We start from the raw sequence: 17,221 nt of genomic DNA, 5'->3' as shown, positions 1-17,221 counted from the left end.
TGTCAGACGCGTCCAGGAGGTTATGGGGCAAGTTTTCAGGCGCACAAGTTTCAACGGCTCGGCGCTCATTCGCTTGCTTTCCCGACTGGCCGAGGCTGATGTCCGCGAACCCACGAACCCCACCGCCGACAGGCTGAGCCAATGGTTCGGCTGGACCGACGCGATCTCGCTGTCGGCCGCGCTCGACGGCGCGCCCGCGGTGGCGCAGCAGGCAGGCATCCGAGCTCCCCGCAACACCGAAGAAAGCGAATGCAGCCGCGTGCGCACCGCACTGGCCAATGCCATCGTCGAAGACAACACCTTCGGCGCCGGCAAGGACGCAACTTCGGACTTCGCCCCTTACCGCCGCCGCTACCTCGCCCGGCAGCAGGCCATGGAAGCCGGCGTTGGCTCGCTGCGCAGCAGGCTGCGCTCCGCCATGGCCGGCCGGTCGCCCGCAATGGCGCGGCTGGCATCGGTCGACGTGGTGATGGCGCAGGTGCTGGAAGCACGCGAGCACAGCCTGCTGTCGGCCGTGCCGGGGCTGCTGGAGCGGCATTTCGAGCGACTGCGCAAGGCGGCGGCCGCCGAGGCAGCGCCCGAGGAAGACGAAGCGCAGCCTGCCGCCCCGCCCTCCGACGCATGGCTGGACGTGTTCCGCAAGGACGCGCAGGACGTGCTGCTCGCCGAACTTGATTTTCGATTTCAACCGGTCGAAGGGCTGCTCGATGCCCTTCGCACCCAGGCCACCAGGACCCCATGACCCGATTCCTTCAATACGCTGTCTTTGCCGCCGGCCTGGCCGTCGTCGGCTGGGTGGGCGCCGGCTACGTCGGCACCAACTCGCTGGCGCTGGCCGTCACCCTGATCGTCGGCGCCTTCTACATCATGGGCGCGCTGGAACTGCACCGCTTCCAGCAGGCGACCGCCACGCTGACCCAGGCCGTGTCCGACCTGTCCGCCCCGCCGGAAAACCTCGGCGCATGGCTCGACCGCCTTCATCCTTCGCTGCGCAACGCCGTGCGCCTGCGCATCGAGGGCGAGCGCGTGGGCCTGCCCGGCCCGGCGCTGACGCCCTACCTCGCCGGCTTCCTGGTGCTGCTGGGCATGCTGGGCACCTTCGTCGGCATGGTGGTCACCCTCAGGGGCACCGGCGTCGCGCTCGAAAGCTCGACCGACCTGCAGACCATCCGCGATTCGCTCTCGGCCCCCGTCAAGGGCCTCGGACTGGCCTTCGGCACCTCGGTGGCCGGCGTGGCCGCTTCCGCCATGCTGGGCCTGGCCTCTGCCCTGAGCCGCCGCGAGAGGCTTCAGGCCGCGCAACTGCTCGACACGAAGATCGCCACCGTGCTGCGCGTTTTCTCGCAGACGCACCAGCGCGACGAATCCTTCAAGCTGCTGCAGCAGCAGGCCCACGCCATGCCCGAGCTGGTCGGCCAGTTGCAGGCCATGATGCTCACGATGGAACGGCAGAGCCAGGCGCTGAACGAACGCCTCGTCGCCAGCCAGGACAGCTTCCACAGCAAGGCCGAAACCGTCTACGGCAACCTCGCCGCTTCCGTCGACCAGTCGCTGAAGCACAGTCTGACCGAAAGCGCGCGCGTCGCGGGCGCGGCGATCCAGCCCGTGGTCGAAGCCACCATGGCCGGCATCGCACGCGAAACCGTCGCTCTGCACGACACCATTTCGAAGACGGTCCAGCAGCAGCTCGACGGCCTCTCGGGCCGCTTCGAGGCCACCACCACTCGCGTGGCCGACACATGGAAGAGCGCGCTCGCGGAGCATCAGCGCACCAGCGAAACGCTGGCCGGCGACATGCGCGGCTCGCACGACCAGTTCGCCCAGACCTTCGAGCAACGCTCCGCCGCGCTGGTGGACAGTGTCTCCACCCGCCTCGAAAGCGCCGTCGGCAACGTGTCGGAGAGCTGGAGCAGCGCACTCGCGCAGCACCAGCGCGTGAGCGAAAAGCTCTCCGGCGATGCGCATCAGGCCCTGTCGACCGCTGCGGCAGCCTTCGAGCAACACTCCGCATCGCTGCTCCAATCCGTCGACCAATCGCACGCGAAGTTGCAGACCGAGCTGGCATCGCGCGACGAACAGCGCCTCTCGGCCTGGACGCAATCGCTCACCGCCATGGCCGCATCGCTGCAGCAGGAATGGCAACAGGCCGGCACGCACAACGCGAGCCAGCAGCAACAGCTGCTCGACACCATGGCGCAGACCGCGCGCGAAATGCTGGCCCAGACCGAGGCGCACGCAACAAACACCATCGCCGAGATCGAGAAGCTGCTGCAGGCCGCGTCGGAAGCGCCGCGCGCCGCAGCCGAGATCGTGTCGCAGATGACCTCGCGCGACGAACAACGCCTCTCGGCCTGGACGCAGTCGCTCACCGACATGGCAACCTCGCTGCGCCAGGAATGGCAGCAGACCGGCGAGCACAACACCAGCCAGCAGAAGCAGCTGCTCGACACCATGGCGCAGACCGCGCGCGACATGTCGACCCAGCACGAAGCGCACGCGAAGAACACCATCGCCGAGATCGCGAAACTGCTGCAGGCCGCGTCGGAAGCACCGCGCGCCGCAGCCGAGATCGTGTCGCAGATGACCTCGCGCGACGAACAACGCCTCTCGGCATGGACGCAGTCGCTCACCGACATGGCCGCATCGCTGCGCGAGGAATGGCAGCAGGCCGGCGAGCACAGCGCCAGCCAGCAGAAGCAGCTGCTCGACACCATGGCGCAGACCGCGCGCGACATGTCAGCGCAGACCGAGGCGCACGCGAAGAGCACCGTTGCCGAAATCGCCCAGCTGCTGCAGGCAGCGGCGGAAGCACCACGCGCCGCAGCCGAAGTGATCACCGAGCTGCGCCAGAAGCTCGCCGACGGCATGGCGCGTGACAACACGATGCTGGAAGAGCGCAGCCGCATCCTCGAAACGCTCTCCACCCTGCTCGACGCGGTGAACCACGCTTCCACCGAACAGCGCACCGCCATCGACACGCTGGTGTCGGCGTCGGCCGAGATGCTGGAGCGCGTGGGCAACCGCTTCACCGAGCGGGCCGACGCCGAGTCCGAAAAGATGGCCTCGGTCGCCGCGCAGATCACCGGCAGCGCCGTCGAAGTGGCCAGCCTGGGCGAGGCCTTCGGCCTTGCGGTGCAGCTCTTCAGCCAGTCGAACGACAAGCTCGCGGGCCACCTGCAGCGCATCGAAGGCGCGCTGGGCAAATCCATCGCGCGCAGCGACGAGCAGCTGGCCTACTACGTCGCGCAGGCGCGCGAGGTGATCGACCTGAGCATCATGTCGCAGAAGCAGATCGTCGAAGACATGCAGCAGATCGCCGAGCGGCAGCGGCAGCTGCCGCAGCAGGCGCCCGCGGACAGCGAAGCATGATCCGCGACGACATCGAGGCCGGCTTCGACGAACCGGGCGTGCCCGTATGGGCCGTGTTCGGCGACCTCATGGCCGGCCTGCTCGGCGCCTTCGTGCTGATCCTCGTGTGCGCGATCGGCATGCAGCTCGAACTCGCGTCGAAGCTGGAAACCGAGGTCAAGCAACGGCAGGCCGAAGCCAAGCGACTGCAGACGCTCGAACAGGCCCTGGCTGCGCCGCTCGCGGCCGGCCGAGTGACGCTGACCAACGGCCGCATCGGCATCAGCGGCAACGTGCTCTTCGCCTTCAACTCCGCCGAGCTGCAGCCCGAAGGCCGGCAACTGCTGAAGAGCCTTGCCGCCCCGCTGATCAGCTACCTCAAGTCGCGCGACGAGATCCTGATGGTGAGCGGCTTCACCGACGACCGGCAGATGCGCGACAACGCGCGCCAGTTCGCCGACAACTGGGAGCTCTCCGCACAACGCGCGCTGACCGTGACGCGCGCGCTGATCGAATCCGGCGTGCCGTCGTCGTCGATCTTCGCGGCTGCGTTCGGCTCCGAGCAGCCCGTCGCGTCGAATGCCGATGCCGACGGCCGGTCGAAGAACCGGCGCGTGGAGATGGCGCCCACGCCGCGCCCTTCCAGCAGCGCGAACGCGAAGCCCCGTGACTGAAAAGGCCGAAGGCAGCGAAGCCGCACGCGACATCGGCGCGATGGTCGCCGCCGCCCTCTCGCGCGGCGAGCAGCGCTTCGACCCCGTGCGCTTCCGCTTCATCGAAGCAATGGCAAAGCGTGCCACCGCGCATGGCGGCGAGGCGCGGCGCATGCTGGACGACAAGGTTGCGACGCTTCTTGCGGCATACGACGAGGATCGTGCGAAGGCGCAGCCCACAAGCACGGTGGAGCAGGAGACCGCAGCAGGGCCAAGTCCGCTCGCGGAACTCGCCGAGCACATCGCGCGCCATGCACCGATGCTCGGCAATGCCTCGGCTGCACCGGCAGCAGCAGCAAAGGCCGGAGCCGCCACCAAGGCCTCTGCTGCGCCTCCCGCGCCCGAACTCAAATCGATCCGCTACTTCCAGAGCACCTGGTCCAGGCTCAGCGCCGACCGGCGCCTGACGCAATCGCTGTCGAAGGTGCCCGAGAACGCGGGCCCGCTCAACTCGCACCACCTCGTGCACCGGTCGCTCACGCTGATGCACAACCTGTCGCCGGAGTACCTCAACCGGTTCATGGCGTATGTCGATGCGCTGTCGTGGGTCGATCAGCTGAACGCTGGTGGTGGCGCTGCTGCGGCCGCACCGTCGAGCGCGGCAGGCTCACGCGCCGAGCCTGCGAAGAAGAGCAGCAGAAGCAAATCGAGCTAGGGCCTGCGCGCCTGCACCGTCTGGCGCGACCAGTACACACCGTCGAGCCGGTCCAGCCGCACCACGCCGCCCGTCGAAGGCGCATGCACGAAGCGGCCGCCGCCCACATAGATGCCCGCATGCGAGGGCATGGACGAGCCGAAGAGCACGAGGTCGCCAGTGCGAAGCTCCGACACCGGCACCGGGCTGCCGAAGCCCGTCATGCGCGCCACCGTCCTGGGCGGCGATTCGCCCACGCTGTTGAGATACACGTAGCCGATGAGGCCGCTGCAGTCGAAGCCGCCGTCGGGCGTGTTGCCGCCATAGCGGTACGGCGTGCCGACGAGGCCCAGCGCGTGGATCGCGATGCTGTTCGATTGCTCGGGCGTCAGCGAGCTGCTGACGGCGGGCCCTGTCGTGCCACCCTGCCGTGGCCCCGATGGGCCAGCGCAGCCCACGATCAGAAGACAGAACCCGATGGAAGAGAGAAGACGCAGCAGCCAGCGCTGCAATGCGGGGGAAGAAGAAGAGGTCGGCGTTGTCGGCACAGCAGGCGCGTGGTCGTGCATGTCGGAGGGCTGGGCTTGTGAACGTGCACAAACTCTAGCGCGGAATGCCGCGGTTTCCTGAAGATGCCGGCCCTCCGCGGCCCGCACTGCTGCGCGGGCGCCACGGAGGGGAATAGGGAAAGAGGGAAAGAAGACGGAAGGCTTACTCGGCCGCGGGCGCGTTGACCGCGTCCTTCAGCGCCTTGCCGGCGGTGAACTTGGGAGCCTTGCTGGCCTTGATGGTCATCTTCTCGCCCGTCGAGGGGTTGCGCCCTTCACGTTCGGGGCGGCTGGCCACGGCGAAGGTGCCGAAGCCGATCAGTTGCACCGTGTCGCCCTTTGCCAGGGCACGCGACAGGTTGTCGATGGCGGAGTCGAGCGCGCGAGCGGCATCGGCCTTGCTGAGGTTGGTGTCCGTGGCGATGGCGGCGATGAGGTCGGTCTTGTTCAAAACGAATGTTCTTTCTTGCTTGGATCAAACGGTGGAAAAAAACGGTGGCGCGAATGCGCACCGGGCTTGAATGTAATCGCGCTCGCCCGAAGCGGCGGGGCACCGATGCGTTTCAAAAGTGAAACATCGTGATCGATGCACGGGGGTGCCAAGGAATCGGGCATCAGGGCGAGCAACGCGAAGACATTGCCCGCCGCGCGCATCGCGCCAAATGCCCTTCAGCGCTGCGCACCCTTCTTGGTGCGCGAGCGCCGATACAGCCAGTTGCCGAAGACTCCGCCGGCGACGACACAAAGAGCCTGCACCAGCAAGGCGATCATGAAGGAATCGGAGAGGTCGTACTCGCTGCGCGCCATGTTCATCTCGTACCAATGGCCGATGGCGACCAGGATGAAGTTGGAGACGAGGCCGAGCAGCAATGCGCCTGCAGCGATGAAAAGAATTCGAACGACGAGACTCATGGGATGTACCAGAACCAGATGGCTTCTGCCTTTCTCATGTCAGTTGCCCATCCTTCAATCGACAAATGCCAATGGATACGAAACCAGGAAGAAAACTTGGTCAAGCGCGAGCCGTTCCACAGATCGATGTGGTCTCCTTGCCGCCCTTCACCCCAGTAGTTCTGGATGAAGATGATTCCGGTGCGGCCTGCGATCTTCTCGAATCCTTCCTTACCTGAGTATTTTTCGGTTCGATACAACAGCCCCGCTGCTGGCGAGTCGAGCCAGCTTGCAAGTTCCTGCGCGCGGATCGGGTATCTGGGCTTGTCCTTCTGCCATGAATAGACTCCCTTGAAAGACCGCATATCCATGGCAGACCGAATGAAGGCTGCTCCCACATCGATCGCGCACTGATCCGTATAGACCTTTTCATCCAGCAACGTATCGTCGCCCCTGATTTTTGGATGATTGGCCCAAAGCGTTGCAAACGTCGGCATTGATTCCCCCTGTTGGTTCTTCTTGGTCTCACCCTCCGATATTGAAGAGTGAGCGGGGCAGGGTACCTGATCTCAAAGAACATCCAGTGAAATCAGGGACATCAGAAAACCTAAATCCAGCTTGCAAGCATCGGCTACATGCAGTGAAAAATCAGGGCGAGCCAAAGACCAGCAATAGATTGTTCGCAGGCATCACATACCTCTCCCGCAACACAAGCCCCACCCGCTGCGCCTGTGCAGCCACGTCCTCGATACGCCGTATCCCCCACGCAGGATTCCGCTCACGCAAGTCCTCATCGAACGCCAGATTGCTCGGCGCCGTCGCCACTCCATCCTCGAAGTAGGGCCCATACGTGACAAGCACCCCACCAGGACGCAGATGCCGCGCAGCCCCTTGCATCAGGCCGACGCACGCGGCCCAGGGCGCAATGTGGATCATGTTGGCGCAGTAGATCGCATCGAACTTCTCCTCTCCTTCAGCGAAGGCGAAACCCTGCGATGGCCATCGGGATGCCGTCACATCGAGCAGAAGCGGCGCGCGAAGGTTGGGCAGCGCGGCTTGTTCGACTCGAGCGGCAATCCCAGGCAGCGCGCGCGCATCGGCATCCGTAGGCTGCCATGTCCATCCACTCAACGCCGTGGCGAACCAGACAGCATGCTGGCCCGTGCCGGATGCAATCTCCAGCATGGCGCCCTGCTCGCCGAGGATGCCGCTCAGTGCATCGAGGATGGGCTGCTTGTTGCGTTCGGCGGCGGGGCTGTGGGGAAGGTCGGGCATTTGGGAAGGCACCTGAACGGGGTGGATGGGAGCGAGTACGCCACAGCAAGAATATTCGAATGACTGGCGAAGGTGCCCGGAAATTCGATGCGGCATATAACAATGCACTCCGGCCGCCCCGCTCCATCGCATCGACGGGCCCCTGCCCGGCGGGCCATCCACCAGCCCGCGCCCATCTTTCACAAGGACCCGACAGACATGACCATCGAAACACAAGACGACGTCGTGGCACTCAAGCGAATCGGCCGCATCGTTTCGCTGACGCTGCAGCGGATGCTCGATGCAGCGGAACCCGGCATGACCACGCGCGAGCTCGACCTGATCGGCCAGCGGCTGCTGGAGGAGCACGGTGCGCGGTCTGCGCCGAAGCTCACGTACAACTTTCCGGGCTCGACCTGCATCGGCATTAACGAAGGGGCCACGCACGGCATTCCCGGTGACCGCATCATTCGCGCTGGCGACGTGCTGAACGTCGACGTGTCTGCCGAACTCGGCGGCTACTTCGCCGACACCGGCGTAACCACCGTGGTGCCGCCGACCACCCCGCAGAACACCCGCCTGTGCCGGGCGCCGAAGACAGCGCCCCCACCCTCCGCCTGGCCTCGCTACCCCGCCGCCACGATCACATGCGCCTGGATCTTGCCGGCCACAGGGCCTTCGCCATGGCGGCTCGCAATGACCTGCGCCGCCCGGTCCGTCGCCGCCTGGAGCGCATCGGCATCGCGCGCCTCGATCTCGTTGCGCAGCGGCGTTCCCTGGCAATAGGCGGTGGCAACGTCGCGCGCCGAGGGTGAGCGGCTCGTCTTCTCGCGCGTCTCGATCTCGATGCTGGTGAAGCCCGCGCGGCTCAGGTCGCTGCGGATCAGCGCGATGTCGTGATAGCCGTGCGGCGTGCGGGCCAGGAAGCGCGGAGGGTCTTGCGGAAAGATCTCCGCGACGGCGCTAGTGACCTCGTCGGCAAAGGCGTTGTCCTCGATGCGGTCCCACACGGTGAACACGAAACGCCCGCCCGGCCTCAGCACCCGGCGCGCCTCGGCATGGCCGGCTGTGCGGTCGGGGAAGAACATCGCGCCGAACTGGCAGAAGACGACATCGAACGAGGCGTCTTCGAACGGCAGCTTGAGCGCGTCGGCCTGCTGCCATTCGATGTTGATGCCGCTGCTGCTGCCCTGACGGGTGGCGGCGTAGTCGAGCATGGGCTGGTTGAGGTCGGTCACCACGTAGCGCGTGCCAGCGCGTAGCCTGGGCGCAAGCGCCCGCGTGACCACGCCGCTGCCGGCAGCTGTTTCGAGCACCGCGCCGGGGGCGAACCCGGCGACCAGCTCGGCCGTATCGGCGGCATAGGCCTCGAAGATCAACGGGACCATGAGCGTGTCGTAGAGCCTGGGGATCGAGCCTGCGAAGAGCTTGTCGCTTTCGGTCATGGCGTGGCTCCTTGGAAAGTGGGACTGCGGGCGCCCTGTTCGAGTTACCCAGCTCCAGTGCGGGGCAGGCGGCCTCGACTGGTGCACCGCCTGATCGAGCATCGGCTGCGTTGTGCGATGGTGGCCCTCTCTGAAGGCCTCGTCAACGGCGCGGCGAATGGGCATACCGCCACCCGAGTTCGCCCGAGGAAATCACGGCGGCCGTGCTCGGCCTGGGCCATCTCGGCGCCATGGCTGCGACCGAAGTGCAGCGCCAGGGCTTCAGAACGCTGGGCTGGTCGCGCAGCCAGCGGCTGATCGAAGGGGTGGAATGCTTCTGTGGCATGGGGACGCTGGACACCGTGCTCGGCCAGGCCGACATCGTCGTGCTGATGCTGCCGCTCACTCCGCCGACCAAAGGCCTTTTCGATCGCGCGCAGCTGGAGCGCCTGCGGCCCGGCGCCGCCTTCGTGAACGTGGCTCGTGGGGCGCTGGTCGATCAGGCGGCGCTGACTGCGCTGCTGCAGAGTGGGCATATCGTCAGCGCGACGCTTGATGTGTTCGAGCGTGAGCCGCTGCCTTCCGATGATCCGCTGTGGGGCATGCCGCAGGTGCTGATCACGCCGCATCTGGCTTCGGTTGCCATTCCCTCCTCGTCTGCGCGGCAGATTGCGGCGAATATCTTGCGTGTGGCGGAGGGGGAAGAGCCGAGGGATGTGGTTGATCCGGGGCGGGGGTATTGAGATTTGGGTTGAGGGGGCAGGCGCAGTTGGCGTGCCCTGTGCAGCGTCGTGACTTGGAAGAGCCTAGCGCGAAGGCCCATCGAAGAAGAAGAAGCGCGTTGTGGCTATCATTCGCACGTTCTTCGTCAAATTGACTGATGGGGTGTGCAGCACGCGCAAGTCCGTCGGGAATACATACCTGCGGCCGGACATTTCGATGATCTCGATGCCTGGCTGGTGGAGGTTTCGGTCGTGGTGGAGACCTCCGAGGCTTTTGACCGAATAGCTGCTTCAGACTAATTGCTGAAGCTCAGCAACGAGTGATTTTCGGCACCCCATTGCTGGACAACGAGTCCCAAAGGGAAGCGCATCGAGCCGCCGCCCACCCGCAACACGCTGGCGTAGATCATGGTCGTCGCCGCATCCGAGTGGCCAAACGTTCGAGACTGCCCAGCAATTCTGTACTGAGATGCCGGCCCGGAGCTACGACTTGAAACGCGACGCCATCGTGCTGCTATACAGGGGACTTCCCGAGGACGTGCAGGGGCACGTTTTGGGGGCCATCTGAATCGATGTGGCCGGCAACTAGGTCGAGGTGTATGGCATCGGAGCCCGCTCTTGGTCCGACAAAACCGATAGCTGATTGACCAAACCGAGGGTTTGCCCTCGGTCTTCGTCATTTGGAACTCAAAGGCTCCGCGTCACGCCTCGACAACGGATCCTTAATGCCGCCCTCATGGTCCAATCAGCTCGCCTGAAACCCTAAAATGCTGTACCTAAACCCAGCTTTAGGGTTCAATAGCAACATCGTGTCACTTTGTAGTTCCCCGAGGCCTCCTGGGAAGGGATCGGGGCGCTGCGTACTCTCACAGGCGGCAAGGACCTGGACGCCGGTAAAGGTGCCGGGCTTTTTGTTCGCTCGGTGGTGCCCGAGTGGGATGTTGGACGGTCTATATCAAAAATGAAGAAGTCAGATTTTAGATTTATCGACCTGTTTGCCGGTCTCGGAGGCTTCCACATTGCGCTGGGGCGACTGGGCGGGACATGCGTCTTCGCTGCGGAGTGGAAGGAGCACCTGCGCGACCTCTACGAGTTCAATCACGGCATTCGTCCAGCAGGCGACATCACTAAGGTGGACCTGAATGAAGTGCCCGAGCACGATGTGCTCACAGCAGGATTCCCCTGCCAACCCTTCTCAAAGGCAGGCGAACAACTCGGATTCGAGTGCACCAAGCAAGGTGGTTTGTTCTTTGACGTGGCCAAAATTCTTGCTGCTCGAAAGCCGTCCCTATTTATTCTCGAGAACGTACCCAACCTGCTCAAGCATGACGACGGAAAGACCTGGACGAAGATTCAGAAGATTCTTGGGGCGGAAGGACTCGGATATCACATTGACGCTCAAAAGTACTCGCCTCACAATTTTGGCGTACCGCAGATTCGCGAGCGCGTTTACATCGTTGGCTCGTTGAATCCACTGACCGCATTCAAGTGGCCGGAGCGCTCCGATAGTGAGACCTCTATTGAAACAGTCCTCGACAAAAACCCTGTAGACGCGAAAAAACTGTCCCCGCAGGTACGGGAGTGCTTGGACGTTTGGAGCGAGTTCTTGGAGGCTTGCCCTGAGGGGCTCAATCTCCCGTCGTTTCCACTTTGGTCAATGGAGTGGGGCGCGACCTATCCGTATGAAACCGAGACGCCGTTTGCACGCAAGCTTCTTCGCGGGGCTGACGGGTTGGCTGGGTTCTCCGGGAGTCATGGGGTCAAGCTTGGACAGAAGCCAACGCTGGAGGAGCGCTGGGCTGCGCTCCCCAGTCATGCTCGAACAGAGCAGTTCGTGTTTCCCAAGTGGAAGCAAGACTTCATTCGACAGAACAGAGAGTTTTACGCGAAGAACCGCGACTGGATCGCGCCCTGGCGACCAAAAATCCTTAAGTTCCCTTCAAGCTTGCAGAAGTTGGAATGGAACATTCAAGGTGGTCATCAGGACCTGTGGGACTATGTGATTCAGTTCCGTGCATCAGGGGTGCGAGTCAAGCGCCGGAATACCGCTCCGAGCCTGATCGCAATGACCGACACCCAAGTTCCTATCATTGCGTGGGAAGAGCGCTACATGACCCCGAGAGAGTGCGCAAGGCTTCAAAGCATGCAGTCGCTTAAGCAACTGCCAAGCAGCCAGGTCCAGGCATTTCAGGCACTTGGGAATGCTGTCAACACTGAGGTCGTGGAAAGAGTTGCTTCCGCGCTTTTACAGTCGGTCCCGAATGTTAAAAAGGCTGCTTCACAGAAAAAGTATTACGCGTCGGCCTAGTAAATAGAGAGGGGGGTAGGCTGCATGGATAGCGACAAAATAGAGATTCGTCCCGAGGTCACGATGCTCGGGGTTTTGCGGCACCTCAACTACAAGCCGTGGTTTGCCATCGCAGAGTTCGTTGACAACTCGCTGCAGAGCTACCTTTCGCATATGGAGGCGCTGCAGTCCGTCGAAGGCACCGACTTTCGTCTAAAGGTGGAGATTGAACTGAGCGCGGCCGGTAGTGGCGAGATCACCGTAACGGACAACGCCGCAGGCATCTCCGCCGCGGACTTTCCCCGTGCCTTCCGAGCTGCTCAAGTACCTACCGACCGCTCTGGACTTTCCGAGTTCGGTATGGGCATGAAGAGCGCGGCATGCTGGTTTTGCGAGAACTGGTCGGTTCGGACGAAGGCCTTGGGAGAACACGTCGAGCGCACGGTCGCATTCGACGTGCAGAAAATTGTAGACAACCGAATCGAAAGCCTAGCCCCTAGCAGCCGCTCCGAGAAGGCCGAGAGGCACTACACCGTCGTCAAGCTCCGAGGTCTTCACCATCCTCCAGCGAGCCGCACGGTAACGAAGATTAGGGAGCATCTCGCGAGCATCTATCGCGTCTTCATCGCAGGCGGGACGCTGGAGCTAAAGTTCAACGGCGACGTTTTGAAGTACGAGGCGCCGATGGTCCTGTCCTCAGTGCCGTACACCGCACCCGGTGTGCCCTCGCCGATCGAGAAGACGCCTGTCAACTGGATCAAGAACATCGACTTCGACTTCGGCGGCGGTCAACGGGTCACGGGCTTCGCCGCTCTGCGGGAAGTTGGCTCAACGACCTCAGCAGGCTTTTCGCTATTCAGGCGCGGGCGCCTGATTGAAGGCAGTTGCGATGAGACCTACCGGCCGACATTCATTTTTAAGAAGGCGAACAGCTTCACCTACCAGCGCTTGTTTGGCGAGTTGCACATCGAAGGCTTCGCCGTCAGTCACACCAAGGACGGCTTCCGCTGGGAAGAGTACGAAGACATTTTCCTCGAGCACCTGAAAGAAGCCATCGAGGCTGAGCCGCTGGACTTGATCTCGCAGGCCGAAAACTACCGCGCGCTCCCCACCCGTAAGAGCATCGCTGAGCGCGCCCAGGTTGCAACCAACGCCGTTGCCAAGCACTTCCAGACCGAGGTCGCGCCGCTCATCGAAGCGGCCAAGAGTTCGCCCAGCAAACCCACTGCCATACCGCAGCAGCTGCCTGTGGACCAGCTTCTGTCGTCCGAGAAGCAGGTCACCATCAACGACGGCGACTGGGAATGGATCGTCACCATCCGCACTTCTGTGGACCCTAGTCGCGAGCGATGGCTGTCCATTAGCAACCACGAGCACGTCGACGGCGGCGACAACGTCCGGAACGTAGAAATCGAGTTATCGCTGGCCCACCCGTTCTCTTCCGAGTACCTCGGTGCGAACAATGAGAACGTGGAGTTGCTGCTCAAGATGGCTACGGCGGTGTGCGTGTCGCTGCTGCTATCTCAAGACATGACGGGCGAGAGCCCCGACAGCGTCCTCCACCACCTCAACTACCTACTTCGAGGCGCGCTGACCAGCGCCCCCGTGACCACCCATGGCAACATCAGTGACCGTGCTTGAGGGCGTGAGACCGAAACTCCTTTGGTATCCAATGGAGAAGGAGTTCACCACCGCATTCCTGACATTGAAGTCCCGAGACCCCAACGGGCCAACCTACCAAGAACTTACCGAAGGAGAAGATTCCGTCCTGCTCATTGCGCAGCGGATTCTTGGTCGGTGCCATCCGCCCGCCAGCCCTGCTGGTAAGCGCACAGGCTTGGTGGTTGGCTATGTGCAGAGCGGCAAGACCATGTCGTTCGAGACGGTCATCGCTTTGGCTCGGGACAACGGTTATGGACTGGTCATCCTGTTGGCCGGTACGAAGAACATCCTTCTTGACCAGTCAGAAGACCGATTGATCAAGGACCTTGGCATCGACGACGGCGACGGTGGATGGTTTCACGAGAACAACCCGACCATAGCGAGGAAGAGCCATCTCAGTGACCGGTTGGCCTCGTGGCGAGGCAACCCGACTCGCAAGCGAGCAGTCCTGATTACCGTCCTGAAACACAGCGGGCATCTGGCGAACCTTGCCGCCCTGCTCCAAAAGTTGCCGCTCGCTGAGGTCCCCGCTCTAGTCATCGACGACGAGAGCGACCAGGCCGGCCTGAACACACGCGCTGCAGCTGTGCGCCGGTCACGGGCGGGGACTAGCACCGCCAGCCAGACCTATTCATCCATCTTGCAGGTTCGCAACGCGCTACCGCATCACTCGTACCTTCAGTACACGGCAACGCCCCAAGCCAATCTGCTGCTTGCACAAGCCGACCTGCTGAACCCGGAGTTCTCAGAGCTTGTGACGCCGGGCGATGCGTACACGGGAGGCAAGGCGTTCTTCAAACAGAACGCTGACCTAGTAAAGGTCATCCCGACGGCTCAAGTACCGTCGGCTACTGTTCGGCTGGCAGGCGCGCCAAAGACACTCCTTCAAGCCTTTAGGACGTTTCTCCTTGCTGCCGCTCATCATCAGTTAACGCGAACGGCAGGCAAGGACCGGAACCGGACGATGATGGTACATCCGGCTGTCTTGACCACTTCGCACACGATGTACAAGAGTTGGGTGGAGACGGCCCAGCGAACGACGTTTGCTGCGGTCAAACGCCTTCAAAAGGCAGACCCGACAGCTGCCGCCAAGCTGTTCGCCGACGAGTATGCGGCTTTGAAGGCGACGTTTCCGAACATCCGCACTCTTCCTGCTCTCATTGATGCGATGGTCGACGAGGTCTTCGACGATTTCCGCGTGGTCGAAATTAACGGGACCCAGCAGGCTGAGAAAAGAGTGAAGTGGAAGGAGACAAAGTATTGGGTACTCGTGGGCGCTGCGAAGCTTGACCGTGGGTATACCGTCGAGGGTCTCTGCGTTACTTACATGCCTCGCCCGCTCGGCACCTCCGCTGCCGCAGACAACCTCCAACAGCGTGCTCGCTTCTTCGGCTACAAGAAGGACTACCTGGGCCTTTGTCGCGTCTATGTGCAGAGCGATGTCGAAGACGCGTTCCGCGACTATGTCGAGCACGAAGAGTTCATCCGAGGTGCGCTCAATTCTCACCGAGGGAGACCTCTTTCGGAGTGGCGCAGAGACTTCATCCTGACTGACTTGCTGAGCCCCACGCGTCCCAACGTCGTGGGCTTGGACATCCGGCGTATACCAGTGGATGGATGGATCGTGCCTAGCGCACTTCACTGCGACCTTGACGCTGTCAGGGCGAACCGCAGCACATTCGAGACTGCCACTGACGGGTGGAAGCGGGCACATGGCCCGGTGATATCCGCATCAGACTTGCCCCAGTTCGTCAAGGCTGGCCTAACGTCGCCCGTGCCTGTTATTGAAGGCGTGTCGCTGAAGGCGGTACTGCAGGACCTTCTGCTCAAGGTGGAGGTGAAGGACCTTGTGGACGCCGAGGAGCACAGCGCCATGCTGATCGCGTTGGCATCGATGCTTGCAAAGGACCCTAGCCTCGTTGCCGATGTGTTCGTGATGCCAAAGACCTACCGGTCACGCGTGGCTGGACGGGGATTTCCAGAGTCTGACTTGCGGGCCCCCATTAACCAGTATTTCAGTAATACAGCTGGGTCGGTGAACGACAAGAGCCACTTCTCCCGCGAGCGCATCACACTTCATGTTCGGAACCTTTCGGTGGGCTCGGTCAAGCGCGACAACAGTCGAGCGGACATCACCGACGTGCCGTGGTTCGCTTTGCACGTACCGAAGAACTTAAGACAGCCACTCCTCATCGAGAAGCGTAAGTAGTGCACATCCTCGCAAACTTCGCCCAACTTGAGCCGGCGACGAGCGCTAGTTCGTTCAACGCAATTCGGTTGCCAGGCATTCGGCAGGACTACTTGGGCAAGGACCTGCATGGCGCGCCCGTCTTCCTTGTCGCCGATGAAGGCGAGTCGGTATATCGGCCAGTAGTACAGCATCGACATCTGAGCGCCGCGTTCTGCATGTTGTGCCGCCTCAACGTCGATGGGGCTGAAATTGTCGGCAAGTTCGCGCTTATCAGATTCGAGGGCAGCGCGTCGGAACTTCACGAACTCTTTATCCGATGTGTCCGGGCAGCAATCGCCGACCTCCCCGCGTCATCGGAGACGCAGGCCATCGAGACACGCGTCAACCGACTGCTCGGGTTGTTTCGTGCACTGGCTCGCCCTGCCGGGCGCGAGATTTCTGGTGTGTGGGCGGAATTGTTCTGCATTACCGCGAGCGGCAACGTGCCCGTCGCAGTGGACCGCTGGCACACCGACAACACTGAGGCTTTCGACTTCTCGTGGGGCCAGGGACGGCTCGAAGTCAAATCCACGGTCGGAGCCTTCCGCATCCACGACTTTTCGTTGGACCAACTACGGCCGCCGAGCGGTGGCTCTGGCTATGTGGCCTCGTTAGTACTCAGGGCTGCCAACGGTGGTGACGGGGTCCTCGACCTAGCCAAGAAGGTCGAAGGTCAGCTGAACGGAGACCTTCAGCTTCAAGCGAAGCTTTGGGCACAGTTGGTCCAGTCACTTGGAGCCGATTTCTCGGAAGCATTGGACCGACGGTTCGACACCGAATTGGCAGCTAAGCAACTGTTGCTGTATAGGATGGAAGACGTGCCCAGCGTGCCACCCCCTCTCGACGCTCGCGTGTCATCCGTCAGATTTAGAACGGACCTTTCATCAGTGCAGTCCTCACTCGGAGGGTACGGCATGACTGCCTTGCGCAAACTGTTCTAAGGCCGATGCAGCGTCGAACCAAATGGTTGATAGGGTGCCGAATATTGAACTCGGGCGCCGCGACGACCGATCTTCGTACGCTCCCCTAGCGGTGCCAAGGGCTGGGCAAGTTGTGCTCTTCGGCCAAGGCTCACCGAGTACGAGGTGGGTCAAGTTCTCTCATTGACGCGTAAGCGTTCGGGCATGTCATCTTGACACCCACAGCTATCGAGTCAGGCGCCGTTGATCTCGTCGATGGTTTCCCCATCGGCATAGAACTGTGCGATGGCTTGATCAAGCCGCTTGAGTAGCGCTTTGAGCGTTTCACCTTCCCGACGAACGAGCATGGCCACGCAGTTGTGGCCGTCGGCAGCAGTGGCTGCACATTCGATCGGGTGGATCGCCAATGCCAGCTCCTCCACGATGATCGGCGCCAGGCCTTCCATGGGCTCGTCGAGCAGCAGAAGCTTCGGGTTGGTCATGAGCGCGCGGCCGATGGCGAGCATCTGCTGCTCGCCGCCCGAGAGCTGGTTGCCGTAGTTGCCGATCTGCTGCTCGCCGCCCGAGAGCTGGTTGCCGTAGTTGCCG

General features: G+C 62.6%; 15 protein-coding genes and 2 pseudogenes. 10 read left to right on the top strand and 7 right to left on the bottom strand.

Translation table 11 applies throughout. The annotated features are described in order from the left end of the window. Nucleotides 1-22 precede the first annotated feature (22 nt). From QMO14_RS04925 to QMO14_RS04910, 4 genes are read left to right on the top strand one after another with little or no spacing between them, the layout of a single operon-like run. Nucleotides 23-742 carry a DUF3348 domain-containing protein gene (locus QMO14_RS04925; protein WP_301505057.1) on the top strand — a complete coding sequence of 240 codons (720 nt, stop codon included), beginning with the start codon at nucleotides 23-25 and terminating at the stop codon, nucleotides 740-742. After that, nucleotides 739-3,369 carry a DUF802 domain-containing protein gene (locus tag QMO14_RS04920; protein ID WP_301505056.1) on the top strand — a complete coding sequence of 877 codons (2,631 nt, stop codon included), beginning with the start codon at nucleotides 739-741 and terminating at the stop codon, nucleotides 3,367-3,369. The genes QMO14_RS04925 and QMO14_RS04920 overlap by 4 nt, the downstream gene beginning before the upstream one ends. After that, nucleotides 3,369-4,022, top strand: coding sequence for an OmpA family protein (locus QMO14_RS04915; protein ID WP_301505378.1), 654 nt, complete (start codon nucleotides 3,369-3,371; stop codon nucleotides 4,020-4,022). The genes QMO14_RS04920 and QMO14_RS04915 overlap by 1 nt, the downstream gene beginning before the upstream one ends. Next, nucleotides 4,015-4,716 (top strand): DUF2894 domain-containing protein, encoded by a 702-nt coding sequence (locus QMO14_RS04910; protein ID WP_301505054.1) that lies wholly within the window; start codon nucleotides 4,015-4,017, stop codon nucleotides 4,714-4,716. Before QMO14_RS04915 ends, QMO14_RS04910 begins: the two co-directional genes overlap by 8 nt. On the opposite strand, the gene QMO14_RS04905 is transcribed toward QMO14_RS04910, so the two are convergent. The 5 genes from QMO14_RS04905 to QMO14_RS04885 form a co-directional block, all read right to left on the bottom strand. Next, nucleotides 4,713-5,264, bottom strand: a complete 552-nt coding sequence (locus QMO14_RS04905) for a C40 family peptidase (protein ID WP_301505052.1) — start codon at nucleotides 5,262-5,264, stop codon at nucleotides 4,713-4,715. The two genes, QMO14_RS04910 and QMO14_RS04905, sit on opposite strands and share 4 nt — an antisense overlap. Nucleotides 5,265-5,406: 142 nt before the next feature. Beyond that, nucleotides 5,407-5,694 (bottom strand): HU family DNA-binding protein, encoded by a 288-nt coding sequence (locus tag QMO14_RS04900; protein ID WP_125946996.1) that lies wholly within the window; start codon nucleotides 5,692-5,694, stop codon nucleotides 5,407-5,409. Between the two features lie 218 nt (nucleotides 5,695-5,912). Then, nucleotides 5,913-6,155, bottom strand: a complete 243-nt coding sequence (locus tag QMO14_RS04895) for a hypothetical protein (RefSeq protein ID WP_301505047.1) — start codon at nucleotides 6,153-6,155, stop codon at nucleotides 5,913-5,915. Continuing rightward, on the bottom strand, nucleotides 6,152-6,631 hold the full coding sequence (locus QMO14_RS04890; RefSeq protein WP_301505045.1) for a type VI secretion system amidase effector protein Tae4: 480 nt from the start codon (nucleotides 6,629-6,631) through the stop codon (nucleotides 6,152-6,154). The genes QMO14_RS04895 and QMO14_RS04890 overlap by 4 nt, the downstream gene beginning before the upstream one ends. 151 nt (nucleotides 6,632-6,782) lie before the next feature. Beyond that, a complete protein-coding gene (locus QMO14_RS04885; protein WP_301505043.1) occupies nucleotides 6,783-7,409 on the bottom strand; it encodes a DUF938 domain-containing protein in 627 nt (208 codons plus the stop codon). Nucleotides 7,410-7,496: 87 nt separating this feature from the next. Here QMO14_RS04885 and QMO14_RS04880 point away from each other — a divergent pair. Beyond that, nucleotides 7,497-7,964: pseudogene (locus tag QMO14_RS04880) on the top strand (M24 family metallopeptidase); the annotation flags it as partial. A gap of 50 nt (nucleotides 7,965-8,014) precedes the next feature. Here QMO14_RS04880 and QMO14_RS04875 read toward each other — a convergent pair. Continuing rightward, a complete protein-coding gene (locus QMO14_RS04875; protein ID WP_301505041.1) occupies nucleotides 8,015-8,833 on the bottom strand; it encodes a class I SAM-dependent methyltransferase in 819 nt (272 codons plus the stop codon). Nucleotides 8,834-8,985: 152 nt separating this feature from the next. Here QMO14_RS04875 and QMO14_RS04870 point away from each other — a divergent pair. The 5 genes and pseudogenes from QMO14_RS04870 to QMO14_RS04850 form a co-directional block, all read left to right on the top strand. Next, nucleotides 8,986-9,555: pseudogene (locus tag QMO14_RS04870) on the top strand (NAD(P)-dependent oxidoreductase); the annotation flags it as partial. 940 nt (nucleotides 9,556-10,495) lie between these two features. Beyond that, the gene (gene dcm, locus QMO14_RS04865) at nucleotides 10,496-11,842 is read left to right on the top strand and encodes a DNA (cytosine-5-)-methyltransferase (RefSeq protein WP_301505039.1); all 1,347 of its coding nucleotides are present in this window, start codon (nucleotides 10,496-10,498) and stop codon (nucleotides 11,840-11,842) included. Between the two features lie 24 nt (nucleotides 11,843-11,866). Further along, nucleotides 11,867-13,462: an ATP-binding protein gene (locus QMO14_RS04860; RefSeq protein ID WP_301505037.1), complete on the top strand. Its 1,596-nt coding sequence runs from the start codon at nucleotides 11,867-11,869 to the stop codon at nucleotides 13,460-13,462. Beyond that, entirely contained in the window at nucleotides 13,437-15,692 is a 2,256-nt protein-coding gene (locus QMO14_RS04855) for a Z1 domain-containing protein (protein WP_301505036.1), read from the top strand. Before QMO14_RS04860 ends, QMO14_RS04855 begins: the two co-directional genes overlap by 26 nt. After that, the gene (locus tag QMO14_RS04850; protein ID WP_301505035.1) at nucleotides 15,692-16,654 is read left to right on the top strand and encodes a PD-(D/E)XK motif protein; all 963 of its coding nucleotides are present in this window, start codon (nucleotides 15,692-15,694) and stop codon (nucleotides 16,652-16,654) included. Before QMO14_RS04855 ends, QMO14_RS04850 begins: the two co-directional genes overlap by 1 nt. A 212-nt stretch (nucleotides 16,655-16,866) precedes the next feature. Here the strand turns inward: QMO14_RS04850 and QMO14_RS04845 are convergent. Next, nucleotides 16,867-17,221 (bottom strand): ATP-binding cassette domain-containing protein (locus tag QMO14_RS04845; protein WP_301505033.1); only part of this gene is annotated, 355 nt, incomplete at its 5' end.

Origin of the sequence: Variovorax sp. CAN15, assembly GCF_030462475.1 — a bacterium.
GTDB lineage: Bacteria > Pseudomonadota > Gammaproteobacteria > Burkholderiales > Burkholderiaceae_C > Variovorax.
The sequence above is the reverse complement of the archived record's forward strand: the minus strand, read 5'-3'. Positions and strand labels throughout refer to the sequence as shown.